General features: G+C 33.2%; 18 protein-coding genes and 5 tRNA genes. 22 read left to right on the top strand and 1 reads right to left on the bottom strand.

Features of this window, described 5'->3' with window-relative positions; translation table 11 throughout:
• Positions 1 to 16 precede the first annotated feature (16 nt).
• The 21 genes from M890_RS0111215 to M890_RS0111115 all read left to right on the top strand — a co-directional run bounded on the left by M890_RS0111215 (position 17) and on the right by M890_RS0111115 (position 19074).
• Positions 17 to 904: a ComEA family DNA-binding protein gene (locus M890_RS0111215; protein WP_028283627.1), complete on the top strand. Its 888-nt coding sequence runs from the start codon at positions 17 to 19 to the stop codon at positions 902 to 904.
• Positions 905 to 928: 24 nt separating this feature from the next.
• A complete protein-coding gene (locus tag M890_RS0111210; RefSeq protein WP_028283626.1) occupies positions 929 to 2098 on the top strand; it encodes an acyl-CoA dehydrogenase family protein in 1170 nt (389 codons plus the stop codon).
• A gap of 272 nt (positions 2099 to 2370) precedes the next feature.
• Positions 2371 to 3798 carry a carboxypeptidase-like regulatory domain-containing protein gene (locus M890_RS0111205; protein ID WP_028283625.1) on the top strand — a complete coding sequence of 476 codons (1428 nt, stop codon included), beginning with the start codon at positions 2371 to 2373 and terminating at the stop codon, positions 3796 to 3798.
• An 82-nt stretch (positions 3799 to 3880) separates the two neighbouring features.
• On the top strand, positions 3881 to 4075 hold the full coding sequence (gene rpsU, locus M890_RS0111200; protein WP_028283624.1) for a 30S ribosomal protein S21: 195 nt from the start codon (positions 3881 to 3883) through the stop codon (positions 4073 to 4075).
• Positions 4076 to 4186: 111 nt separating this feature from the next.
• Entirely contained in the window at positions 4187 to 5077 is an 891-nt protein-coding gene (locus M890_RS0111195) for a tyrosine-type recombinase/integrase (RefSeq protein ID WP_028283623.1), read from the top strand.
• 25 nt (positions 5078 to 5102) lie between these two features.
• A complete protein-coding gene (gene hpf, locus M890_RS0111190) occupies positions 5103 to 5417 on the top strand; it encodes a ribosome hibernation-promoting factor, HPF/YfiA family (RefSeq protein ID WP_028283622.1) in 315 nt (104 codons plus the stop codon).
• A gap of 88 nt (positions 5418 to 5505) precedes the next feature.
• A tRNA-Thr gene (locus tag M890_RS0111185) sits at positions 5506 to 5579 on the top strand.
• Between the two features lie 74 nt (positions 5580 to 5653).
• Positions 5654 to 5735 (top strand) — tRNA-Tyr (locus M890_RS0111180).
• A gap of 49 nt (positions 5736 to 5784) precedes the next feature.
• A tRNA-Gly gene (locus M890_RS0111175) sits at positions 5785 to 5857 on the top strand.
• An 11-nt stretch (positions 5858 to 5868) separates the two neighbouring features.
• A tRNA-Thr gene (locus M890_RS0111170) sits at positions 5869 to 5940 on the top strand.
• A 68-nt stretch (positions 5941 to 6008) separates the two neighbouring features.
• Positions 6009 to 7196 carry an elongation factor Tu gene (tuf, locus tag M890_RS0111165; RefSeq protein ID WP_028283621.1) on the top strand — a complete coding sequence of 396 codons (1188 nt, stop codon included), beginning with the start codon at positions 6009 to 6011 and terminating at the stop codon, positions 7194 to 7196.
• 59 nt (positions 7197 to 7255) lie between these two features.
• Positions 7256 to 7328 (top strand) — tRNA-Trp (locus tag M890_RS0111160).
• 79 nt (positions 7329 to 7407) lie between these two features.
• On the top strand, positions 7408 to 7602 hold the full coding sequence (gene secE / locus M890_RS0111155) for a preprotein translocase subunit SecE (RefSeq protein ID WP_028283620.1): 195 nt from the start codon (positions 7408 to 7410) through the stop codon (positions 7600 to 7602).
• Between the two features lie 6 nt (positions 7603 to 7608).
• Complete coding sequence (gene nusG, locus M890_RS0111150) at positions 7609 to 8163, top strand: transcription termination/antitermination protein NusG (RefSeq protein WP_028283619.1); 555 nt, start codon at positions 7609 to 7611, stop codon at positions 8161 to 8163.
• Positions 8164 to 8234: 71 nt separating this feature from the next.
• Positions 8235 to 8675, top strand: coding sequence for a 50S ribosomal protein L11 (gene rplK, locus M890_RS0111145; protein ID WP_028283618.1), 441 nt, complete (start codon positions 8235 to 8237; stop codon positions 8673 to 8675).
• Between the two features lie 17 nt (positions 8676 to 8692).
• Positions 8693 to 9382, top strand: a complete 690-nt coding sequence (gene rplA / locus M890_RS0111140) for a 50S ribosomal protein L1 (RefSeq protein WP_028283617.1) — start codon at positions 8693 to 8695, stop codon at positions 9380 to 9382.
• A 20-nt stretch (positions 9383 to 9402) separates the two neighbouring features.
• On the top strand, positions 9403 to 9924 hold the full coding sequence (rplJ, locus tag M890_RS0111135) for a 50S ribosomal protein L10 (protein WP_028283616.1): 522 nt from the start codon (positions 9403 to 9405) through the stop codon (positions 9922 to 9924).
• A 59-nt stretch (positions 9925 to 9983) separates the two neighbouring features.
• Positions 9984 to 10358 carry a 50S ribosomal protein L7/L12 gene (gene rplL / locus M890_RS0111130; protein WP_028283615.1) on the top strand — a complete coding sequence of 125 codons (375 nt, stop codon included), beginning with the start codon at positions 9984 to 9986 and terminating at the stop codon, positions 10356 to 10358.
• A gap of 124 nt (positions 10359 to 10482) precedes the next feature.
• Positions 10483 to 14295 (top strand): DNA-directed RNA polymerase subunit beta, encoded by a 3813-nt coding sequence (rpoB, locus tag M890_RS0111125; RefSeq protein WP_028283614.1) that lies wholly within the window; start codon positions 10483 to 10485, stop codon positions 14293 to 14295.
• Between the two features lie 67 nt (positions 14296 to 14362).
• On the top strand, positions 14363 to 18664 hold the full coding sequence (rpoC, locus tag M890_RS0111120) for a DNA-directed RNA polymerase subunit beta' (RefSeq protein ID WP_028283613.1): 4302 nt from the start codon (positions 14363 to 14365) through the stop codon (positions 18662 to 18664).
• Between the two features lie 89 nt (positions 18665 to 18753).
• Positions 18754 to 19074, top strand: coding sequence for a DUF3467 domain-containing protein (locus tag M890_RS0111115; RefSeq protein WP_028283612.1), 321 nt, complete (start codon positions 18754 to 18756; stop codon positions 19072 to 19074).
• A 219-nt stretch (positions 19075 to 19293) separates the two neighbouring features.
• Here the strand turns inward: M890_RS0111115 and M890_RS0111110 are convergent, their stop codons facing one another.
• Positions 19294 to 20883, bottom strand: a complete 1590-nt coding sequence (locus tag M890_RS0111110; RefSeq protein WP_028283611.1) for a peptide chain release factor 3 — start codon at positions 20881 to 20883, stop codon at positions 19294 to 19296.
• Positions 20884 to 21267: 384 nt separating this feature from the next.
• On the opposite strand from M890_RS0111110, the gene M890_RS16080 reads away from it, so the two are divergent.
• Positions 21268 to 24971 (top strand): beta strand repeat-containing protein (locus tag M890_RS16080; protein WP_157243282.1); only part of this gene is annotated, 3704 nt, incomplete at its 3' end.

Here is a 24971-nt window from a genome sequence, read left to right as displayed (position 1 = left end):
AACAAAAAACATTATAATGAATTTAAAGTCCCACTTCCAGTTTTCTAAACAACAACGAAGTGGGATTTTTTTATTGCTGCTAATTATCCTATTTGTTCAAGGGTTTTATCATTTAGTACTTCCAAAACTATTAGATACAGACCCTGATTTTGCGTCTAATGATGCTAATGTTAGTGCTTTAATTAAGCAAATTGATTCGCTTAAAGCAATTCAATTAGAAAAACGTAAACCAAAGATTTATCCCTTTAATCCTAATTTTATTACAGATTATAAAGGTTATACACTAGGATTATCTAATCAAGAAATTGATCGATTGCTAGCCTTTAGAAAGCAAGATAAATGGGTAAATTCTGTAAAACAATTTCAGGAGGTAACAAAGGTATCAGATTCGGTATTGGACAAAATATCACCTTATTTTAAATTTCCAGATTGGGTAACAAATCCAAAGCCTAAACAGACTAATTTTAAAACAGGTTATTCAAAAACAGTAAAAACCGAAGTGCAAAAACTTGATTTAAATTCCGCTACAGCGATACAATTACAAAAAGTGTATGGTGTAGGACCATCGTACTCCGAACGTATCATTAAATTCAGGAATAAAATTAATGGATTTCATTCTTTTATAGAGTTACAACAGGTATATGGGTTAACGCCAGAAGTTATCCAGAATATCAAAGCGGATTTTACTATAAAAACACCTAGAGCAATTACTAAAATTGCTTTAAATACTGCGACCAAAGAACAGTTGGTAATTATAAAATATATTGACTACGAAATAGCACACAATATTATAGAAGAACGCACCTTACGTGATGGGTTTAAGTCTATTGACGAATTAACAAAAGTTAACGGTTTTCCTGTTAATAAATTAGAGATAATTAAGTTATCTTTACGTCTAGATTAGAACTTAACAATAACACAACGTATTATGGAAAATATGTACTTCAGTGAAGAGCATAATTTATTTAGAGAAAGTTTACGCGATTTTTTAAAAAAAGAAGTCGTTCCTCACATTGATAAATGGGAAAAAACCGGAAGTATAGAGCGCTTTATTTGGAAAAAATTTGGCGACATGGGCTTTTTTGGTATTAGTTACCCAGAGCAATATGGCGGAATGGATTTAGATATTTTCTACATGGTAATTTTGCTAGAAGAATTACAAAAAATAAATTCGGCTGGTTTTGCAGCTGCAATGTGGGCACATGCTTACTTAGCAATGACCCATTTAAAGGCAGAAGGTAGTGATGCCATTAAAGATAAATATTTAACTGCCAGTATTACTGGAGACATGATTGGGTGTCTTTGTATTACAGAACCTTTTGGTGGTAGTGATGTTGCAGGAATGCGATCCACAGCAGTTAAAAAAGGTGATACATATGTAATTAATGGTTCAAAAACATTTATTACAAACGGAGTATACAGTGATTATTTAGTAGTTGCAGCCAAAACAAATCCAGATTTAGGTAATAAAGGAATTAGTATTTTCTTAATTGATAGAGATACACCAGGCGTGTCTGCAACCAAATTAGATAAATTAGGTTGGAGAGCATCAGATACAGGAGAGATTGCATTTGATAATGTAACAATTCCAGCATCTAACCTAATGGGAGAAGAAAACAAAGGGTTTGCATACATTATGCAGCATTTTGCTACAGAGCGTTTGATTATGGGTGTTAATGCTCATGCTAGAGCAGAGTTTGCTTTAGATTATACAATGCAATACATGTCAGAGCGTACAGCTTTTGGTAAAACAATTGATCGTTTTCAGGCCTTAAGACATCGTTTAGCAGACCATATTACAGAAGTAGAAATCTGTAAAACATTTAACTATACAATTGCAGATAGATTAGGTAAAGGTGAGTACGTTGTTAAGGAAGCTACAATGTCTAAATTAAAATCAACTAAAGTAGCAGACGAGGTTATTTATGATTGTCTTCAGTTTTTAGGTGGTTATGGTTATATGGAAGAGTATCCTTTGGCGCGTTTATTAAGAGATAGTAGACTAGGTCCAATTGGTGGTGGTACTTCAGAAATCTTAAGGGAGATTATCGCTAAAATGGTAATCGATGGTAAAGATTATAAGCCTGCTACAAAGTAATTTGATTAGCTTTTTAGCGAAAATTATTCCAGATTATCGCTAAAATGGTAATCGACGGTAAAGATTATAAGCCTGCTACAAAGTAATTTGATTAGCTTTTTAGCGAAAATTATTCCAGATTATCGCTAAAATGGTAATCGATGGTAAGGATTACAAACCTGCTACAAAATAATTTGATTAGTTCTTTTAGCGAAAATAAAAGTTTATTTTCGCTAAAATGCCAATCGTTAAAATCGATTTGCAGCTAACAAATAATATTTAAACTTTTTAAAATGAAATTGACTCAGATCAAATCCTTAGTAATTATTGTCTTTTTACTTATAGGAAGCGTTGCTGTGGCTCAAACCGAACTAAAAAATAAAGTCGTTGACTTTATGAGTATGATGCCAATTGAAAACGCAAGTGTATATATCCAAAATACAACCATTGGTACAATTACAAATGCAGATGGTAAATTTGTATTATTAGTGCCTAAAACATACGAAAAGGATACTATAATAATTTCGTCAATAGGTTTTAAAAGTTACAAAACAACTATAGATCAGTTTGATAACGAGTTTGATATTTTGCTGGAAGAAGATGTAGCATCTTTAGATGAAATACTAATAGTAGCAGAAAACAGACCAAAAACTGGAAACGATATTGTACTTAGAGCGCTAGAAAAATTAGAAAACAACCTTCCAGAATTGCCTTACTTGCAAAAAGGGTTTATTAGACATAAAGAGCGTAATAAAAAACAATTTAAATGGTTGGTTGAAAGTGCAATTACTTTGTATGATGATTCTAGTTATGTCACAGGTGGAAAAGATAATCTTAAAATAAATGTAGATCAAGTTAGAAAAAGTTACGATTTAAGAGATGTTGATAGCTTATTTTCTTATGCAACCTATTTAAAATATAATGCAAATGTCGATTTAAAACCTAAAAATCTAAGAAGAGATACTATTGAAAAATCTTCTTTAATAAAATCAATTAAATGGAATGATACTAGAGTAAATGGTTTAGATAATTTATTTAAAGGCAAACTTAATTTGGTACGTAATTCTAAAAGCCCAAAGGCATTATTTGGTAAAAATATTTTAAAAACACATCAGTTTAAGTTAGATACAATTTTGGTAGATAACGAAAGAAAAATTTACAAAATAAAGATTGATAAAAGCGAAGATTTTGTTGGCTTAGATACTGAAGGAATTTATAACGAAGGATATATTGCAGAAGGCTGGATGTATATTTATTGGGATAACTTTGCAATTAAAAAGATAGAATATCAATTAAAAGCAGGATCTAATGCTCAAAAAAGTAGAAGTAAAACCCTATTTGATACACAAATAAATCACAAGTTAGTAATATCTTATTTGGAATATCAAGACAGGATGTATCCAAATTATATTTATTACGAAACACCAAAACTTGTCAATGTTGGGTATAAACCAGCAGGTAAAATTAATAAAGAAGAAGAAGCCCTGTTTAATAAGGAAGAACGTTACTACTATACAGTACAAGAAATTTTATTTACAGAGATAATTCAAGATCAAGAACAAGTAGAAGCAGCTTTAGGTCAAAACTGGGACTCAGACCTTTTTTCTGTAAAACCTTATAATAAATCCTTTTGGGAAAACTATAATACCTTGTTAGAAAGTGAAGAAGACGAAAAGTTAATTAAAGATTTAACTAAGCGTTCAACACTTTTTAAGCAATAAAAGCAGTAATTTTTATTGTAAAATATAAATAAGTAATTATATTTGCGCCTCAAAATTTTAAAAGAGAGGAGGTTAAGACACTATGTTAATAATTCCAATAAAGGACGGAGAAAATATAGAAAGAGCTTTAAAGCGCTACAAACGTAAGTTTGATAAAACAGGTACAAGAAGAGCTTTGCAAGGTCGTAAGCAATTTATCAAACCGTCAGTAGAGAATAGAGCTAAAATTCAAAAAGCTCAATATGTTCAGCATTTAAGAGATCAAGAAGCTGTTTAAAAGTTTCAACTAATATTAAAAATCCCACTAAGTCATTTAGTGGGATTTTTCTTTTATTATTAAATCCAATGCAAAATGTTATATTTAACCTATTCAAACATTTAAAATATAATGCTATTAAAAGCCTTTTTAGACTATCTATTGCTCGAAAAAAAATATTCCCAGCTAACTGTTAATGCTTATAAAAAAGATATTGAAACCTTTTTAAATTTTGTTAATGAAGAAGATCAAACAACTACAATAAAGGAGGTTCACTATTCGCAAATTAGGAGTTGGATAGTTAGTTTGGTGCAAAAAGATATAACTAACAGGAGTATAAATAGAAAGATTTCAGCATTAAATAGTTTTTACAAATTTCTACTTAAAATTGAAGAAGTAAATCTAAATCCACTTTCAAAACACAAAGCGCTTAAAACTAGTAAAAAAGTTCAAATTCCATTTTCAGAGAAAGAAATTGCAACCGTTTTAGACCAAATAAATCATGACCAAGATTTTGAAGGTCTTAGAAATAAATTAATAATAGAATTGTTTTATTCAACTGGAATTAGACGTATAGAGTTAATTAATATAAAGTTAAAAGATGTTGATTTAATAAATAAAACAGTCAAAATTTTAGGAAAAAGAAATAAAGAACGTATAATTCCACTATTACCCATGATAGTGAATAGTGTAAATAGTTATAAGTTAGAAAGAAATAAATTAGAAACTATTACAGATAATGAGTATTTGGTTTTAACAAAAAAGGGAGTTAAAATATATGAAACTCTTGTTTACAGAATTATAAATGATTACTTTAGTAAGGCTTCTAGTAAAGTAAAAAAAAGTCCGCATATTCTTAGGCATTCATTTGCAACGCACTTATTAAATGAAGGAGCAGAGCTAAATGCTGTTAAGGAGTTGTTAGGCCATTCAAGTTTGGCAGCTACTCAAGTATATACTCACAATAGTATTGCTGAGTTAAAAAAAGTATACGCAAAAGCACATCCTAGAAGCAAAAAATAAATGTTTAACCACAAAATTTTAAAGTATGAAGGTAAACACACAAGCAGTAAACTTTAATGCTAATCCCCAATTATTAGAGTTCATTCAAAAACGAATGGATAAACTTGAAATGTACTACGATAAAGTAATACAGTCCGAAGTTTATTTAAAAGTAGAAAAGAGTAGTAATAAGCTCAATAAAATATTTGAAGCTAAAATAAATGTACCAGGAGATTGCTTGGTTGTAAAAAAACAATGTAAGTCATTTGAAGAAGGGGCTGATATAGCTGTAGCCTCTTTAGAAAGGCAATTAAAAAAGCGAAAAGAAAAATTAAGAGAAAAATTTAAAAATATTTCATAAAAATGTTTTGAATAATTAAATAAATATTTACATTTGCAGTCCGTTAGAAATAGCGGGCTTTTTTTAGAAATAAAATTAGCATAAAAAAGCCGATGTAGCTCAGCTGGCTAGAGCAGCTGATTTGTAATCAGCAGGTCGTGGGTTCGAGTCCCTCCATCGGCTCAAAATAAACTTGAATAGATAAGTTTTTTGTTTAAGTTTGTAAAGTTCTTTAAAAGAGTGAAAAGTTTAAAATTGGGGAGATACTCAAGCGGCCAACGAGGGCAGACTGTAAATCTGCTGACTACGTCTTCGCAGGTTCGAATCCTGCTCTCCCCACTTTTTTGAAAAAAAAAGTTTTAAACAAAAAAAAGGATTTTAAATAATTGCGAGAGTAGCTCAGTTGGTAGAGCGTCAGCCTTCCAAGCTGAATGTCGCCGGTTCGAACCCGGTCTCTCGCTCTAATATTTAAGCCGGTGTAGCTCAGGGGTAGAGCGTTTCCTTGGTAAGGAAGAGGTCACGGGTTCAATTCCCGTCATTGGCTCAGAATAAAGAATAGAATAAAAAGAATACACTAATATTATTATATAACTAAGATTAAATTATTAAAACATGGCAAAGGCAACTTTCGATCGTTCAAAACCACACTTAAATATTGGTACAATTGGACACGTAGATCACGGTAAAACAACTTTAACTGCTGCTATTACTAAAGTATTAGCTGATGCAGGTTTATCAGAAGCAAGATCATTCGATCAAATTGATAACGCTCCTGAAGAAAAAGAAAGAGGTATCACAATTAATACATCACACGTAGAGTATTCTACAGCTAATCGTCACTATGCACACGTAGATTGTCCAGGTCACGCCGATTACGTTAAAAACATGGTAACTGGTGCTGCGCAAATGGATGGAGCTATATTAGTAGTAGCTGCAACAGATGGTCCAATGCCACAAACTCGTGAGCACATCTTATTAGGTCGTCAGGTAGGAATCCCAAGAATTGTAGTATTCTTAAACAAAGTGGATATGGTTGATGATGAAGAGCTTTTAGAATTAGTAGACATGGAGGTTAGAGAGTTATTATCTTTCTATGAGTATGATGGAGATAATGGACCTGTTGTTTCTGGTTCTGCATTAGGAGCTTTAAATGGTGAGCAAAAGTGGGTTGATACAGTAATGGAATTAATGGCACAAGTAGATGCATGGATCGAAGAGCCATTACGTGAGGTTGATAAGCCTTTCTTAATGCCAATCGAGGATGTATTCTCTATTACAGGTCGTGGTACTGTTGCAACAGGACGTATCGAAACTGGTATCGCTAATACAGGTGATCCTGTTGAGATCATTGGTATGGGTGCTGAAAAATTAACATCTACAATTACAGGAATCGAAATGTTCCGTCAGATATTAGATAGAGGTGAAGCTGGAGATAACGCAGGTATTCTATTAAGAGGTATTGAGAAGTCTCAAATCTCAAGAGGAATGGTAATCGTTAAGCCAGGATCAGTTACACCACACGCTAAATTCAAAGCAGAGGTTTATATCCTTAAAAAAGAAGAAGGTGGACGTCACACTCCATTCCATAACAACTATCGTCCTCAATTTTACGTTCGTACAACTGACGTGACAGGAAATATAGCTTTACCTGAAGGAGTAGAGATGGTTATGCCAGGAGATAACTTAACTATTCATGTTGAGTTAATTCAAAAGATCGCAATGAATGTTGGATTACGTTTCGCTATACGTGAAGGTGGTAGAACAGTAGGAGCAGGTCAGGTAACTGAAATTTTAGACTAATTTATAGTTTTAAATATAAAATTAAGGCACTTCGTTAAGAAGTGCCTTGATTTATGTTTACGGGTTTAGCTCAGTTGGTAGAGCACTGGTCTCCAAAACCAGGTGTCGGGAGTTCGAGTCTCTCAACCCGTGCAACTTAGAATATATTTTGAATTTATTCTAAAAAGTATTAAAGGAATTCATTCCGTTTAATAATATTAAATAAAATAACATGGCTGGAATAGTAAACTATATAAAAGAATCATTTGGAGAGTTAAAAAACAATGTCACTTGGACACCATGGTCGGAGGCACAAAGTTTGACAATCCTTGTGGCTGTTTTTTCAATTATTTTCTCTTTAGCTATTTGGGGTATAGATACTGTTTTTAGTAAAGTAATTAGTTTATATTTCAATCTAATAGGATAAAATGCTATGGCTGAAGTTGGAGAAAAAAAATGGTACGTAGTAAGAGCTGTAAGTGGTCAAGAAAATAAAATTAAGGCTTATATCGAAAATGAAATTGCTAGGCTAGGTTTGCAAGACTATGTAGAACAGGTTTTAGTTCCTACTGAAAATGTAGTGCAAATTAGAAATGGTAAAAAAGTAAATAAAGAAAAAGTTTACTTTAGTGGTTATATAATGATTAAAGCAAACCTTACAGGAGAAATTCCTCATATTATTAAATCTATTACTAATGTTATTGGTTTTCTAGGAGCTACTAAAGGAGGTGATCCTTTACCTTTGAGACAATCAGAAGTAAATAGAATGTTAGGTAAAGTTGACGAACTTTCAGTGGATGCAGATGTCAATGTAGCAATACCTTTTACTAAAGGAGAAACTGTTAAGGTTATAGATGGACCTTTTAATGGTTTTGATGGTACTATTGAAAATATAAATGAAGAAAAACGTAAGTTAGAAGTAATGGTTAAGATTTTTGGAAGAAAGACACCATTAGAGTTAAGTTACATGCAAGTAGAAAAAATATAATAATTGTTACACTAATAATAATGCTTTTTTAGGCTTCCACTTAAACATAGCATCAAATTAATTTATTCAAAATGGCAAAAGAACTAGGAAAAGTAGTTAAACTACAAGTTAGGGGAGGTGCAGCGAATCCTTCGCCACCGGTTGGACCCGCTCTAGGTGCTGCAGGTGTTAATATCATGGAGTTTTGTAAGCAGTTTAATGCTAGAACTCAAGATAAAGCTGGTAAAGTGTTACCAGTTGTGATTTCGGTTTACAAGGACAAATCATTTGATTTTGTAATCAAAACACCACCAGCTGCTGTACAATTACTAGAAGCGGCCAAAGTGAAAAAAGGTTCAGGAGAACCACACGTTAAGAAAGTAGCAAAAGTTTCTTGGGATCAAATCAAAACTATTGCGGAAGACAAAATGGTAGATTTAAATGCATTTACATTAGATTCTGCAATGAAGATGATTGCTGGTACTGCAAGATCTATGGGTATAACTGTTAAAGGTGGTGATGCACCAAATTAACCTAAAAAGATTTTAAAATGGCAAGATTGACAAGAAAACAAAAAGAAGCTGTAGCAAAAATAGAAAAAGATAAAGTTTATTCTTTAAAAGAAGCTTCGGTATTAATAAAAGATATTACTAACACTAAATTCGACGCTTCTGTTGATTTGGCAATACGTTTAGGAGTAGATCCTCGTAAGGCTAATCAAATGGTTAGAGGAGTTGTTTCTCTTCCTCATGGAACTGGTAAAGATACTAAGGTATTAGCTTTAGTAACTCCAGACAAAGAGGCTGAGGCGAAAGAAGCTGGTGCTGATTACGTTGGTTTAGACGAGTACCTTGATAAAATCAAGAGTGGTTGGACTGATGTTGACGTTATCATTACTATGCCTAGTGTTATGGGTAAATTAGGTCCTTTAGGACGTGTATTAGGTCCTCGTGGTTTAATGCCTAACCCAAAAACAGGAACGGTAACAATGGACGTTGCAAAAGCTGTAACAGAAGTGAAAGCTGGTAAAATTGATTTTAAAGTTGATAAAACTGGTATCGTTCATGCTTCAATTGGAAAAGCTTCATTTACTGCTGATAAGATTGAAGATAACGCAAACGAATTATTAACAACAATATTAAAACTTAAACCAACTGCTGCAAAAGGAGTTTATGTAAAGAGCATTTTTATGTCTTCTACCATGAGTCCTAGTATTGCTGTGGAGACTAAAATAGGTTAAGGAGTTAAAAACTTTATATTATGACTAGAGAAGAAAAATCACAAGTAATTAAAGACTTAACTGTACAATTAGCCGAAAATTCTAATATCTATATAGCAGATATTTCTGGTTTAAACGCAGGAACTACTTCTGACTTACGTCGTGCTTGTTACAAAGCAAACATTAAGTTAGCGGTTGTTAAAAATACATTACTTGAAAAAGCGATGGAAGCTTCAGATAGAGATTTTGGAGATTTACCATCAGTATTAAAAGGAAATACATCTGTGATGTATTCTGAAACTGGTAATGCTCCAGCTAAGGTAATAAAGACTTTTAGAAAAAAATCTGATAAGCCTTTATTAAAAGGTGCTTTTATTGAAGAAGCAGTTTACTTAGGAGACAATCAGTTAGATATGTTAGTGGACATCAAGTCTAGAGAAGAGTTAATTGGTGACATCGTAGGATTATTACAATCACCAGCTAAGAATGTTATTTCAGCTCTTAAATCTAGTGGAGGAACACTTTCAGGTATCTTAAAAACATTATCTCAAAAAGAGGGATAATACCAACTTAGGCACTTTTACAATTATATATTAAATTACAAAATTAAAACGATAGAAAAATGGCAGATTTAAAAGATTTCGCAGAACAATTAGTTAACCTTACTGTTAAAGAAGTAAATGAGTTAGCTACTATTTTAAAAGATGAATATGGTATCGAACCTGCTGCTGCTGCAGTAGCTGTTGCGGCTGGTCCAGCTGCAGGAGGTGATGCTGCTGAAGCTCAAACTGAATTCGACGTAGTTCTTAAAGCAGCTGGAGCATCTAAGCTTGCAGTTGTTAAATTAGTTAAAGAATTAACTGGTTTAGGTTTAAAAGAAGCTAAAGAATTAGTTGATAGCGCACCAAGTAACATTAAAGAAGGTGTATCTAAAGACGAAGCTGAAGGGTTAAAAACTTCTTTAGAAGAGGCAGGAGCTGAGGTTGAGCTTAAGTAAGCTTACCAAATAATTTTACAAAGGTTTAGGTCTGAAGCATACGCTTTACGACCTAAACCATTTGTCGTATATAGTGATTAGCTATATAAAATAATATTTTTTTTAATCAAAATTTCGTCCATTGATGTTAGTAACACAAGCTGAAAGATTAAATTTCTCGTCTATTGTAAATAGAACAGAATACCCAGATTTCATGGATATTCAGATTAAATCCTTTCAGGATTTTTTCCAGTTAGAAACAAAATCTGAAGAAAGAGGTGATGAAGGTTTATATAATACCTTCATGGAAAACTTTCCAATTACAGACACACGTAATCAATTCGTATTAGAATTTTTAGATTACTTTATTGATCCACCAAGATATACCATTGAAGAATGTATTGAAAGAGGACTAACCTATAGCGTTCCATTAAAAGCTAGGTTAAAGTTATATTGTACAGACCCTGAACATGAGGATTTCGAGACCATTGTCCAGGATGTGTACCTTGGAACTATACCTTACATGACACCTTCTGGTACTTTTTGTATCAATGGAGCAGAACGTGTAGTAGTTTCTCAATTACATAGATCTCCAGGTGTATTTTTTGGACAGTCTTTCCATGCAAATGGAACCAAATTATATTCAGCAAGAGTTATTCCTTTTAAAGGATCATGGATAGAATTCGCTACAGATATTAACCAAGTAATGTATGCGTACATTGATAGAAAGAAGAAGTTACCTGTAACTACTCTTTTTAGAGCTATTGGTTTTGAGCGTGATAAAGATATATTAGAAATATTTGACCTTGCAGAAGAAGTAAAGGTATCTAAGTCTGGTCTTAAAAAAATCATAGGTCGTAAATTAGCAGCTCGTGTGCTTAATACATGGCATGAAGATTTTGTTGATGAAGATACTGGTGAGGTTGTTTCTATTGAGCGTAACGAGATAGTTTTAGATCGTGATACAGAATTAGATAAAGATAATATTGAAGAAATCCTTGAGATTGATGTTAAAACTATTCTTTTACACAAAGAAAGTGCTCAACAAGGTGATTACGCAATTATTCATAATACACTTCAAAAAGACCCTACTAACTCTGAAAAAGAAGCAGTAGAACATATCTATAGACAATTACGTAATGCTGAGCCGCCAGATGAGGAAACAGCACGTGGTATTATAGATAAATTATTCTTTAGTGATCAACGTTATTCTCTTGGAGAAGTAGGTCGTTATAGAATGAATAAAAAATTACAATTAGATATCGGAATGGATAAGCAAGTGCTTACCAAAGAAGATATTATTACTATAATTAAGTACTTAATCGAGCTTATTAACTCTAAAGCAGAGATTGATGATATTGATCACTTATCTAACCGTCGTGTTCGTACAGTTGGAGAGCAATTATCTTCTCAGTTTGGTGTTGGTTTAGCACGTATGGCACGTACTATCCGTGAACGTATGAACGTTCGTGATAACGAGGTTTTTACTCCTATTGATTTAATTAATGCTAAGACGCTTTCGTCTGTTATTAATTCTTTCTTCGGAACTAACCAGTTATCTCAATTCATGGATCAAACCAATCCTTTAGCTGAAATTACGCACAAACGTCGTTTATCAGCACTAGGACCAGGTGGTTTATCTAGAGAAAGAGCAGGTTTCGAAGTTCGAGATGTTCACTATACGCACTACGGAAGACTTTGTCCAATTGAAACTCCTGAGGGACCAAACATTGGATTAATTTCATCATTATCTGTATATGCTAAGGTAAATTCAATGGGATTCATTGAAACACCTTATAGAAAAGTTACAGATGGCGTTGTGGATATTAAAGGAGCTCCAATATATTTAAGTGCAGAAGAAGAGGAAGATAAACTTATAGCTCAAGCAACTGTTAAAGTTGATGAAGATGGTAAGATTTTACATGATAAGGTAATTGCACGTATGGAAGGTGACTTCCCAGTAATGGATCCTAAGGATATTCATTATACTGATGTAGCACCAAATCAAATTTCATCTATTTCTGCGTCACTTATTCCTTTCTTAGAGCATGACGATGCCAACCGTGCATTGATGGGATCAAACATGATGCGTCAGGCTGTACCATTATTACGTCCGCAAGCTCCAATTGTTGGAACAGGATTAGAAAGACAAGTAGCATCAGATTCTCGTGTTTTAATTAATGCTGAAGGAGATGGTGTTGTACAGTATGTTGATGCAAATGAGATTGTTATTAAGTACGAACGTACAGAAGACGAAGCTAAAGTTAGTTTTGATAGTGATATTAAAACCTATCCTTTAGTTAAGTTTAGAAAAACTAACCAAGGAACTTCTATTAATTTAAAGCCAATTGTTAAAAAAGGCGATAAAATTACTAAAGGACAAGTATTATCTGAAGGTTATGCAACTCAAAAGGGTGAATTAGCTTTAGGTAGAAATATGAAAGTAGCCTTTATGCCTTGGAAAGGGTATAACTTTGAGGATGCAATTGTAATTTCAGAAAAGGTTGTTCGTGAAGATATATTTACATCAATTCACATTGATGAATATTCTTTAGAAGTTAGAGATACTAAATTAGGTAACGAAGAATTAACAAACGATATTCCTAACGTTTCAGAAGAGGCTACTAAAGACTTAGATGAAAACGGTATGATCCGTGTTGGTGCAGAAGTTAAACCTGGTGATATTTTAATTGGTAAGATAACTCCTAAAGGAGAGTCTGATCCAACTCCAGAAGAAAAACTTTTACGTGCAATCTTTGGTGATAAAGCTGGAGATGTTAAAGATGCTTCATTAAAAGCTTCACCTTCATTACATGGTGTAGTTATTAATAAAAAATTATTTTCTAGAGCAGTTAAAGACAAGAGAAAGAGAGCTCAAGATAAAGAGGACATCGCTAAGTTAGAAAATCTTTACTTTACTAAGTTTGAACAATTACAAGATGTATTAGTTGAAAAACTATTTACAATTGTTAATGGTAAAACATCTCAAGGTATATTTAATGATTTAGGTGAGGAAGTTTTACCAAAAGGTAAAAAATTCACTTTAAAAATGTTAAACGCTGTTGACGATTATACTCACTTAACAGGAGGTACTTGGACAACAGATGAACATACAAATAAGTTAGTTGCTGATTTAATTCATAATTACAAGATTAAAGAAAATGACTTACAAGGTTCTTTAAGACGTGAGAAGTTTACTATTTCTGTAGGAGATGAGTTACCAGCAGGTATTATCAAGTTAGCTAAAGTTTATATCGCTAAAAAACGTAAGTTAAAAGTAGGTGATAAAATGGCAGGACGACATGGTAACAAGGGTATTGTTGCACGTATTGTACGTCAAGAGGATATGCCTTTCTTAGAAGATGGAACTCCTGTAGATATTGTATTAAATCCATTAGGTGTACCTTCTCGTATGAACATTGGACAGATTTATGAAACTGTTTTAGGTTGGGCTGGTCAAGATTTAGGTCGCACCTTTGCTACACCAATTTTTGATGGAGCAACAATTGATCAAATTAATGAATTAACTGATGAAGCTGGAATCCCAAGATATGGTCATACATATTTATATGATGGTGGAACTGGAGATCGTTTTGATCAACCTGCAACAGTAGGAGTTATCTATATGCTTAAATTAGGACACATGGTAGATGATAAGATGCATGCGCGTTCTATCGGACCATACTCTTTAATTACGCAACAACCTTTAGGTGGTAAAGCACAATTTGGAGGTCAGCGTTTTGGAGAGATGGAAGTTTGGGCACTAGAGGCTTACGGAGCATCTGCAACGTTGAGAGAAATCTTAACCGTTAAATCTGATGACGTAGTTGGTAGAGCTAAAACTTACGAAGCTATCGTTAAAGGAGAACCAATGCCAGAACCTGGATTACCAGAATCTTTCAACGTATTAATGCACGAATTGAAAGGATTAGGATTAGACATTAGATTAGAAGAATAATTTTAAGTGAGTCGAGCAGTTTTTAATACATTAAAAACTGCTTTACAAACTGAACACTATAAGAATTATGGCAAAAAAGCAAGATAAGAATACAGTACAGAGGTTTAATAAAATCTCTATTGGTTTAGCATCACCAGAATCTATATTAGCAGAATCTAGAGGTGAAGTTTTAAAACCAGAAACTATCAATTATCGTACACATAAACCAGAACGTGATGGTTTATTCTGTGAGCGTATTTTTGGTCCTGTAAAGGATTACGAATGTGCTTGTGGTAAATATAAGCGTATTAGATATAAAGGAATTGTTTGCGACCGTTGTGGAGTTGAAGTTACTGAAAAGAAAGTACGTCGTGATAGAGTAGGACACATTAATTTAGTTGTTCCTGTTGCTCACATTTGGTACTTCCGTTCTTTACCAAATAAAATAGGATACATTTTAGGATTACCTTCTAAGAAATTAGATATGATTATTTACTACGAACGTTATGTAGTAATACAACCAGGTAATGCTAAAAATGAAGAAGGAGAGCCTTTACAAAAATTAGATTTTTTAACTGAAGAAGAGTATTTAAATATTTTAGAAACACTTCCTCAAGACAACCAATATCTAGATGATACAGACCCAAGCAAGTTTATTGCTAAAATGGGAGCAGAATGTCTTATTGACTTATTATCTAGAATAGATTTAGACACGTTATCTTACGAGTTACGACACAAAGCTAACACAGAAACGTCTAAACAACGTAAAACTGAAGCTTTAAAACGTTTACAAGTTGTTGAAGCTTTACGTGAGTCTAATGAGAATAGAGAGAATCGTCCAGAATGGATGATTATGAAAGTAGTGCCAATTATACCACCAGAATTAAGACCATTAGTGCCTTTAGATGGTGGACGTTTTGCTACTTCAGATTTAAATGATTTATATCGTCGTGTAATTATCCGTAACAACCGTCTTAAAAGATTAGTTGAGATAAAAGCACCAGAGGTTATTTTACGTAACGAAAAACGTATGTTACAAGAATCGGTAGATTCATTATTTGATAACACACGTAAGTCGTCTGCAGTAAAAACAGATTCTAACAGACCTTTAAAATCTTTATCAGATTCACTTAAAGGTAAGCAAGGTCGTTTCCGTCAAAACTTACTTGGTAAGCGTGTAGATTATTCAGCACGTTCTGTAATTGTTGTTGGACCAGAATTAAAATTATTTGAATGTGGATTGCCAAAAAATATGGCAGCAGAATTATACAAGCCTTTTGTAATTAGAAAATTAATTGAAAGAGGTATTGTTAAAACTGTAAAATCTGCTAAAAAGATTATAGATAAGAGAGAACCAGTTGTTTGGGATATATTAGAAAATGTTTTAAAAGGACATCCAGTGCTTTTAAATCGTGCTCCTACGTTACACAGACTTGGTATTCAAGCTTTCCAACCTAAATTAATTGAAGGTAAAGCAATCCAGTTACACCCATTAGCATGTGCTGCATTTAATGCCGATTTTGATGGTGACCAAATGGCTGTGCATTTACCATTAGGACCTGAGGCTATTTTAGAATGTCAGATGTTAATGTTAGCATCTCATAATATCTTAAACCCTGCAAATGGTGCTCCAGTTACTGTACCATCTCAGGATATGGTACTTGGTTTATATTATATGACTAAGCACAGATATTCTACTCCTGAAGTTCCAGTTAGAGGTGAAGGATTAACATTTTACTCGGCAGAGGAAGTAACAATTGCTTACAACGAAAAGAGGGTAGAATTAAATGCAGGGATTAAAGTTAGAGCAATGGACTTTAATGAAGCTGGCGAACTAGTATATCAAATTATTGAAACTACTGTTGGTCGTGTTTTATTTAACGAAAAAGTTCCAGCAGCAGCAGGTTTTATTAATGAAGTATTAACTAAAAAATCTTTAAGAGATATTATTGGTAATATTTTAAAAGTAACTAGTGTACCTGAAACTGCAGCTTTCTTAGATGAAATTAAAACTTTAGGATATAACTTCGCATTTAGAGGAGGTTTATCTTTCAGTTTAGGAGATATAATTATCCCGCCAGAAAAGCAATCTATGATTGATGCTGCCAACCAAAAAGTTGATGGTGTTACTGGTAACTATAACATGGGATTAATTACAAATAACGAACGTTATAACCAAGTTATTGATATTTGGACGTCTACCAATGCAGAATTGACTGAATTGTCAATGAAACGTATTAGAGAGGACCAACAAGGATTCAACTCGGTATATATGATGCTTGATTCTGGAGCTCGTGGATCTAAAGAACAGATTCGTCAGCTTACAGGTATGCGTGGATTAATGGCTAAGCCTAAGAAATCTACTGCAGGAGGAGGTTCTATTATTGAAAATCCAATTTTATCTAACTTTAAGGAAGGTCTTTCAATTTTAGAGTACTTTATATCTACTCACGGTGCACGTAAAGGTCTTGCCGATACAGCACTTAAAACTGCAGATGCTGGTTACTTAACCCGTCGTTTAGTGGATGTTTCACAAGACGTTATTGTAAATAGCGAAGATTGTGGTACATTAAGAGGTGTTGAAGTTTCTGCACTTAAGAAAAATGATGAAGTTGTTGAGAAGTTAGAAGCTCGTATTGTAGGTCGTATTTCATTAAATGATGTATATGATCCTTTAAGTGAAGAAGTTTTAGCAGAAGCAGGTCAACTAATTGATGAAGAAGTAGCAGCTAGAATTGAGAACTCACCAATAGAGTCTGTTGAAGTACGTTCACCATTATCTTGTGAGGCTAAAAAAGGTATCTGTGCACAGTGTTACGGTCGTAATTTAGCTACTAACAAAATGGTACAACGTGGTGAAGCTGTAGGTGTTGTAGCAGCACAATCTATTGGAGAGCCTGGTACACAGTTAACACTTCGTACTTTCCACGTTGGAGGTATTGCAGGTAACATTTCTGAAGAAAATAAACTTGTAGTTAAGTTTGATGGTATTGCAGAAATTGAAGATTTAAAAACTGTTAAAGGTACTGACAACGATGGTAAAGCAGTAGATGTTGTAATCTCTCGTACATCAGAACTTAAGTTAGTAGATAAGAAAACTGGAATTACTTTAAGTACTAATAATATACCTTATGGTTCTCACGTTTTTGTTAAAAATGGAGATCCTTTAAAAGCAGGTGATGTTGTTTGTTCTTGGGATCCATATAACGGAGTTATTATTTCAGAATTTGCTGGAAAAGTTAGATATGAAAATATCGAACAAGGTATAACTTATCAAGTTGAAATTGATGAGCAGACAGGTTTCCAAGAAAAAGTGATTTCTGAATCTAGAAATAAAAAATTAATACCAACACTTATTGTTGAAGACGGTAAAGGTGAAGCAATTCGTTCTTATAACTTACCAGTAGGTGCGCACATCATGATTGATGATGGAGAAAAAGTTAAGGTTGGAAAAATCTTAGTTAAAATCCCTCGTAAATCTGCTAAAGCAGGTGATATTACAGGAGGTTTACCACGTGTAACAGAATTATTTGAAGCGCGTAATCCTTCTAATCCAGCAGTAGTTAGTGCAATCGATGGTGTTGTATCTTTTGGAAAGATTAAGAGAGGTAATCGTGAGATTATTGTAGAGTCTAAATTAGGAGAAATTAAAAAATACCTAGTTAAGTTATCTAGTCAAATCTTAGTACAAGAAAACGACTTTATTAAAGCAGGAATGCCATTATCTGATGGTTCTGTTACACCAAATGATATTCTAAATATTAAAGGACCATCTGCTGTACAACAATACTTAGTTAACGAAGTGCAAGAAGTATATCGTTTACAAGGAGTGAAGATTAATGATAAGCATTTTGAGGTTGTCGTAAGACAAATGATGCGTAAAGTAAGAATTATTGACTCTGGAGATACTATCTTCTTAGAAGATCAATTAGCACACAAATCTGATTTTATTGAAGAAAATGATAATATTTTTGGAATGAAAGTAGTTGAAAATGCTGGAGATTCTTCAAACTTAAAAGAAGGTCAGATCATATCTGCTTTCCAATTAAGAGATGAAAATTCTATTTTACGTCGTGAAGATAAACAACTAGTAATTGCAAGAGACGCACAGCCAGCAACAGCTACGCCAATCTTACAAGGTATTACTAGAGCTTCTTTACAAACTAAATCGTTTATATCAGCAGCTTCTTTCCAAGAAACTACTAAAGTATTAAATGAAGCAGCTGTTGCTGGTAAGATTGATACGTTAGAAGGACTTAAAGAAAATGTAATTGTAGGACATCGCATACCAGCAGGAACAGGTATGAGAGCTTATGATAATATTATTGTTGGATCTAAAGAAGAGTTTGATCAAATGATGAAAGCTAAACAAGAAGTTAACTATAACTAATTGTATATCAATTTAATATTGGTAATCAGATTATATAATAATTAAAAGAATCCTGCATATTGCAGGATTCTTTGTTTAAAAAAATAGATATGTCAGATAATAATGATAACAAACCTAAACAAGGTCAAATTAATATAGAATTAGACGAGAAAATTGCAGAGGGTATATACTCTAATCTTGCCATTATAAATCATTCAGTATCAGAGTTTGTTGTAGACTTTGTAAGAATAATGCCTGGTACTCCAAAAAGCAAAGTAAAGTCCAGAATCATATTAACGCCACAACACGCTAAAAGATTATTAAAGGCTTTGGGTGAAAATGTAAATAGATTTGAAAAAGTCCATGGAGAAATTAAGGATTATGAGCAACCACCAATTCCGTTAAATTTTGGACCCACTGGTCAAGCTTAATAAAAAAGCCTTTCTATTAAAATTAGAAAGGCTTTTTTTTAAATTAAATTTTTAAATAATTAAAAACTATTTATATTAATTTTGTGATTGGTTTTAGTTATTAACGCTCTGTTTTAGGCTTTAATTAATGATGTTTTAAGAGTGTTTTTGTTTTTTCTCTCTATATATTAAGCTTATTAGCTTAATCTATCTTTAAAACCGTTTAAAATCAATTTTGTACTATTCAAACTCTGAAACGTAATGGAATTTAACACTAGGATATTTTTGTTGTGTCATTTGTAACGAAAATGGTGAATCCGCTAAAAAAACTAATTGTCCTCTTTTGTCCTTAGCTAAATAACGCTGTTTAACACGTAAAAATTCTTTATACTCACTATTTTTTTTGTCTTCTGGATCAACCCAACACGCTTTATACACATTTAGGTTTTCATAGGTACATTTAGCACCATATTCATGTTCTAACCTATATTGTATAACTTCATATTGTAATGCTCCAACAGTACCAATTACTTTTCTTCCATTAAGTTCTAATGTAAATAACTGTGCCACACCTTCATCCATTAACTGATCTATTCCTTTAAAAAGTTGTTTAGACTTCAATGGGTCTGCATTATTAATATATCTAAAGTGCTCAGGAGAAAAACTTGGTATCCCTTTGTAATTAAGGATTTCACCTTCTGTTAACGTATCACCTATTTTAAAAGTTCCAGTGTCTTGTAAACCAACAATATCACCAGGATAGGATATATCTACGATCTCTTTTTTTTCTGCAAAAAAAGCATTTGGGCTAGAAAATTTAACTTTTTTCTTATGTCTAACATGCAAATAGGGCGTATTTCTTTTAAATTCTCCTGATACTATCTTAACAAAAGCTAATCTATTTCTATGATTAGGATCCATATTAGCATGTATTTTAAATACAAAACCAGTAAATTTATCTTCTTCTGGTAAAACTAATCTTTCCTCACTATTTTTAGGTCTTGGTTTAGGAGCTATTTCAACAAAACAATCTAATAATTCTCTAACACCAAAACTGTTCAACGCTGACCCAAAAAATACTGGTTGAAGCTCTCCTTTTAAGTAGTCTTCATTACTAAATTTTGGATAAATACCTTCAACTAACTCTATTTCTTCACGTAAAGTATTTGCAGCTTTATTTCCTATTAAAGTATTTAATTCTTCAGATTCTAAGTCATTAATCTCTATAGTTTCCTCAATATTCTTTCTACTGTCACCACTAAAAAGGTTAATGTTTTTCTCCCAAATATTGTATATACCTTTAAAATCGTAACCCATTCCTATCGGAAAACTTAAAGGTGTTACTGTTAATTTTAATTTTTGTTCTATTTCATCTAATAGTTCAAAAGCATCCTTACCTTCACGATCCATTTTATTAATAAAAACGATCATTGGTATGTTTCGCATTCTACAAACCTCTACAAGTTTTTCCGTTTGTTCCTCAACACCTTTAGCAACATCAATAACAACTATTACACTATCTACAGCTGTTAAAGTTCTAAACGTATCTTCTGCAAAATCTTTGTGTCCAGGTGTATCTAAAATATTTATTTTTATACCATCATATTCAAAAGCAAGTACAGATGTAGCTACAGATATACCACGTTGACGTTCTATTTCCATAAAATCACTAGTGGCACCCTTTTTAATTTTATTACTCTTTACAGCTCCTGCTTCATTAATTGCACCACCAAAAAGTAACAATTTTTCTGTTAGCGTTGTTTTTCCTGCATCTGGATGCGATATGATACCAAAGGTTCTTCGTCTTTTTATTTCGTCTAAAAATTTCATTAAAATAATTTTTACAAATATATAGGTATAGGGTTTAATGTCCTACTAGTCAAAATCATTTGTTAATATATTTAGTAGGTATTTTGTTGTTAGTTTTGATTGGTATGTAGTATAAATCTTTTAAATCGATTTTAATTTGCAAATAAACGATGTAAGTTGTGTTTTAACGATGTTAAATATGCTTTATGAATGTTTTTTTATCTTATGATTTATTGTTTTAATCTGATTAAATTACGTTTTAACGAATATTAACACTTTTTAGCGTCCATTTAAATTTTAAAAGTTTGTAAGTATTTAACTTCGCAAATCTAGTAGGTAGTTCTACTATTTAATAGCAAATTTTAATAAATTTAGAGTATTACACAATTTTACCCATAATATAGTATGAAAATATTTACAAGATTAATGGCAAGCAAATTGACATATATTAAAGTTTTACTAACCTTAATAGTTTTACTGTCAGTAACTACAGAATCGATTGGTCAAATCACTGGAGTATGGTCCCAATCAGGTCCAAGAGGAGAATGGCAGGCTCAAGCAGGTAGTGTCTATGTAAGGTTAACGTATTCTAGAAATATTATTAATTTATCAACAGAAACAATGGGATGTGCTGGAGCATATTCTGATCCTAGTGTAGATAATAACCCTTCATTAAGATTGACAGCTAATGCAGACGGAACAGGAGCTATAAATGGAGATTTAGTATTTGCTTTTTTTGATGGTCCAACTTCTACAAATCAAATCTCTGTAAATGCTCCAATAATTCATGTAGACAGAGTTGGAGGTGCTTCAGGTGTGCCTGGAAGTCAACTTTCAAATTCAGGTTTATATACCTTAACTAATGGTACGTGGTCTGAATTATCTCAAAATGGCGTTCATTTTGTTTCTACAAGTACTGAATTTCAAAGGTCAACTGGAGTTGTTATGGATGATCCTAACACCCCAGAATGTACTACTAGTCCTAGCGCTGGTACTTCAGCAGGAAGCTTACAATTAAATGGGACATATTCGACTATTTCTATTAATGCAACACAAGCAGCAGGAGGGCCTAATGGAGGAGATGCTATTGAATTGGTTTTTACAGGATTAGTACCAGAACCTCCAAGTATACAGGTTGCCAAGTCAGCAGTACCTACTGGTGATGTTAATGTCGGTGATACGATTAGTTATACCGTAGAAATTGAAAATAATGGTAGTGTTAATGCTAATAATATTAACGTTACGGATTTACTACCTTCTGGTTTAAATTATGTATCTGGAACTGCAAGCGCAACATATTGGGAGTCTGATTTCACAAATGGCTCGTTTTCATATACTATGTCACCAGCTAATCAAACATTTAATAGTACAGGTTTAACACAAACTTATACTGTAACAAGCGCAGATATACCGTCAAATGCAATCTTAACCTCATATACTTATAATGTCACTGTCAGCACAACGGATTGGTTGTCAGAAATATCTATGGTGGCAAGCTACCCTCAGGGTTCTTTAACCGCAGGTTCCTTTGGTGGTGATGTGGCTGGCAATAACGTTAGTCAGACAGCAACAGTGAATGTAAATGGAGCTATTTCGGCTTTAGGTAATTATAATTTTGTGTGGGACGACCCAAATGATTTTGGAACGAATACGGTAAATGATGCTACATTTACAATCAATTACACAATTCCAACGGTAAATAGATCTCAAGTTACAAATACAGTTAATGACCCAGCTAATATGATAATTTCTGGAGATAATATTAATTTATTTCCAGGCGAAACAATGACGGTTACATTGAATGCGATTGTTAATGCTAGTGCAGCAGGTACAACTCAAACAAATACTGTTAATGTAGGAGCAAATTATATTGGAACTGTTAGTGATACAGCTAGTAATAATGTTCTTATACCTGTAGATCAATGTGATGCATCTGCATCTGGTAATTTAGATACAGACGGAGATAATGTAAGTGATATTTGTGATTTGGACGACGATAATGATGGTATTCTTGATATTAATGAATTATCATGTTCTCCAGGCTTTGTAAATTTAGGGCAAACTTTTACAAATAATGATACAGGAACAAACGGAGGGTCTGCTTCAGCTACATTAAATAATATATATCCTTTTGATGGAGTTGATGTTGTTTCCGCTACTTATGAGTTATTAGGATCTACTACTTGGGGTACAGGAGTTAATAGTGCAAGTGTAGCTGGTGTAACAGGTGATTATATTAATACTCAGCCAAATAATACAAATTTTCCTAATGGTGATGTAGCTGTATATACGTACACTTTTTCTGAACCAGTATATAATGTAGAATTTAAATTTGGAGGTTTAGATAATCAAGATAGAGCAGATTTTACTGCTTCTAATGGAGCCATAAACACACCTGTGATATTGTCAGATATAAATTTAGGTGCTAATGGAGTATTTAGTGGGCAAAGTGTAGTTAGTTCTGCTGGTGGAGCAAATGCACCTAATAATGCTGTAAGAGCTTTTATTTCAGGTCCTGTTACAGTGATAAGTATAACTGTAGGGAAGCAAGATGGAAATTTAGGAACTGTAACTATGCAGTTTTTTGAATTAGAATATTGTGTAGCTAAGGATACAGATGGTGATGGAATACCAGATATTTTTGATACAGATTCTGATGGTGATGGATGTTTTGATGCGTTAGAAGGAGGAGATAATATATTAATCAGTAATGTTCTTGCTAATGGACAGTTAGATGGGGCTGTTAATTCAACAACAGGTGTACCTAACAATGTTGATGTTAACAATGGACAAACTGCTGGGACATCTACAGATAATACCCAATTTGATTCATTTGGACAATGTGATTCTGATGGAGATGGAGTAATTGATACAAATGATATTTGTAACGGTTTCGATGATAGTGTTGACATAGATAATGATGGTGTGCCTAATGGTTGTGATTTAGACAATGATAATGATGGTATATTAGATACAGACGAAGGTAAATGTACTTCTCAAGTGCTGTCTGGAGCTTGGACTATTTCAGGTACCACAGCTTCATATGACTTTGGTAATGGTGTTATAGCAGAAGTTTCAACAACAAATGCAATAGATTTTACAGCTGGTAATTTTACTAACGATTCTTTTTGGACAGAAAATTTAGCTAACGATACATCTTTACAAAACCAATATATTTGGGGTAGTACACTTACTGTAAATTATGTAGATGCTTTAGGTAACCCAGTTACTGTTACTAATCCAATCATACATTTAGACAGGTTAGGAGGGACAGATGGAGTTACAACTCAAAATGGTGCAATTGTAACATTGCTTAATGGTTTAACTTGGAATGAATTAACAGGAACTTCTGATTTTAATGTAGCGTCTTCTACAGCTTCAGACACAGGTATTAATGCTCCTGCAGATCCTGCACATACCCAAGAAAGTACGCAAAATGATGCTGATGGTACAGCTGCTGGTACTTTACAGATTAATGGTGAAATTTCAACTTTTACTTTAGAATTTGTTCAAGGTGGTTTATTTGGAACTGGTACAGATGGGATCGAAATTATTCTTTCTACTTGTCAAAGCACTGATACAGATAATGATAATATTCCGGATTATTTAGATGTAGATAGTGATGGTGATGGATGTTATGATGCAATCGAAGGAGCTGGTAGTTTTACAATTGCAAATTTAACTTCAAGTAACAACTTAGCAGATGATAATGAAGGACAGGTTGATGCAAATGGTATTCCTGAGGATGCATCTGCTAACTCACTTCAACAAGCAACAACTTCAGGAGTTACTGATAATACAGACCTTACTGCTTGTGGTGGAGTCACAGGAACCGTAGACATCACAGATACGTCAGTACCAGGGGACACCTTAGATGTTGTTGTAACCGATAATGATTTAAACACGGATCCATTAGTAGCAGAAACTATTGTAGTGACGGTAGTAAATGATGTAACTGGAGAAAGTGAAGACATTACCTTAACCGAGACAGGCCCAAATACAGGTGAATTTGCAGGCACAGTAGACACAACATTTGGCACAGTAGCAGGCACAGATAACGACGGAACCATCAATACCCAAACAGGTGATACAGTAACGGTAACTTATGA

Origin of the sequence: Olleya marilimosa CAM030, assembly GCF_000518485.1 — a bacterium.
Lineage (GTDB): Bacteria > Bacteroidota > Bacteroidia > Flavobacteriales > Flavobacteriaceae > Olleya > Olleya marilimosa.
This window is presented reverse-complemented; position numbering and strand designations above follow the sequence as displayed.

Excerpts from the sequence above, each read along its gene's own strand:
- tuf (WP_028283621.1), top strand. The coding sequence starts at position 6,009 with ATGGCAAAGGCAACTTTCGATCGTTCAAAACCACACTTAAATATTGGT.
- rplA (WP_028283617.1), top strand. The coding sequence starts at position 8,693 with ATGGCAAGATTGACAAGAAAACAAAAAGAAGCTGTAGCAAAAATAGAA.
- rplJ (WP_028283616.1), top strand. The coding sequence starts at position 9,403 with ATGACTAGAGAAGAAAAATCACAAGTAATTAAAGACTTAACTGTACAA.
- hpf (WP_028283622.1), top strand. The coding sequence starts at position 5,103 with ATGAAGGTAAACACACAAGCAGTAAACTTTAATGCTAATCCCCAATTA.
- M890_RS0111210 (WP_028283626.1), top strand. The coding sequence starts at position 929 with ATGGAAAATATGTACTTCAGTGAAGAGCATAATTTATTTAGAGAAAGT.
- rpoC (WP_028283613.1), top strand. The coding sequence starts at position 14,363 with ATGGCAAAAAAGCAAGATAAGAATACAGTACAGAGGTTTAATAAAATC.
- rplK (WP_028283618.1), top strand. The coding sequence starts at position 8,235 with ATGGCAAAAGAACTAGGAAAAGTAGTTAAACTACAAGTTAGGGGAGGT.
- M890_RS0111110 (WP_028283611.1), bottom strand. The coding sequence starts at position 20,883 with ATGAAATTTTTAGACGAAATAAAAAGACGAAGAACCTTTGGTATCATA.
- M890_RS0111195 (WP_028283623.1), top strand. The coding sequence starts at position 4,187 with ATGCTATTAAAAGCCTTTTTAGACTATCTATTGCTCGAAAAAAAATAT.
- nusG (WP_028283619.1), top strand. The coding sequence starts at position 7,609 with ATGGCTGAAGTTGGAGAAAAAAAATGGTACGTAGTAAGAGCTGTAAGT.
- M890_RS0111205 (WP_028283625.1), top strand. The coding sequence starts at position 2,371 with ATGAAATTGACTCAGATCAAATCCTTAGTAATTATTGTCTTTTTACTT.
- secE (WP_028283620.1), top strand. The coding sequence starts at position 7,408 with ATGGCTGGAATAGTAAACTATATAAAAGAATCATTTGGAGAGTTAAAA.
- M890_RS0111215 (WP_028283627.1), top strand. The coding sequence starts at position 17 with ATGAATTTAAAGTCCCACTTCCAGTTTTCTAAACAACAACGAAGTGGG.
- M890_RS0111115 (WP_028283612.1), top strand. The coding sequence starts at position 18,754 with ATGTCAGATAATAATGATAACAAACCTAAACAAGGTCAAATTAATATA.
- rpoB (WP_028283614.1), top strand. The coding sequence starts at position 10,483 with ATGTTAGTAACACAAGCTGAAAGATTAAATTTCTCGTCTATTGTAAAT.
- rplL (WP_028283615.1), top strand. The coding sequence starts at position 9,984 with ATGGCAGATTTAAAAGATTTCGCAGAACAATTAGTTAACCTTACTGTT.
- rpsU (WP_028283624.1), top strand. The coding sequence starts at position 3,881 with ATGTTAATAATTCCAATAAAGGACGGAGAAAATATAGAAAGAGCTTTA.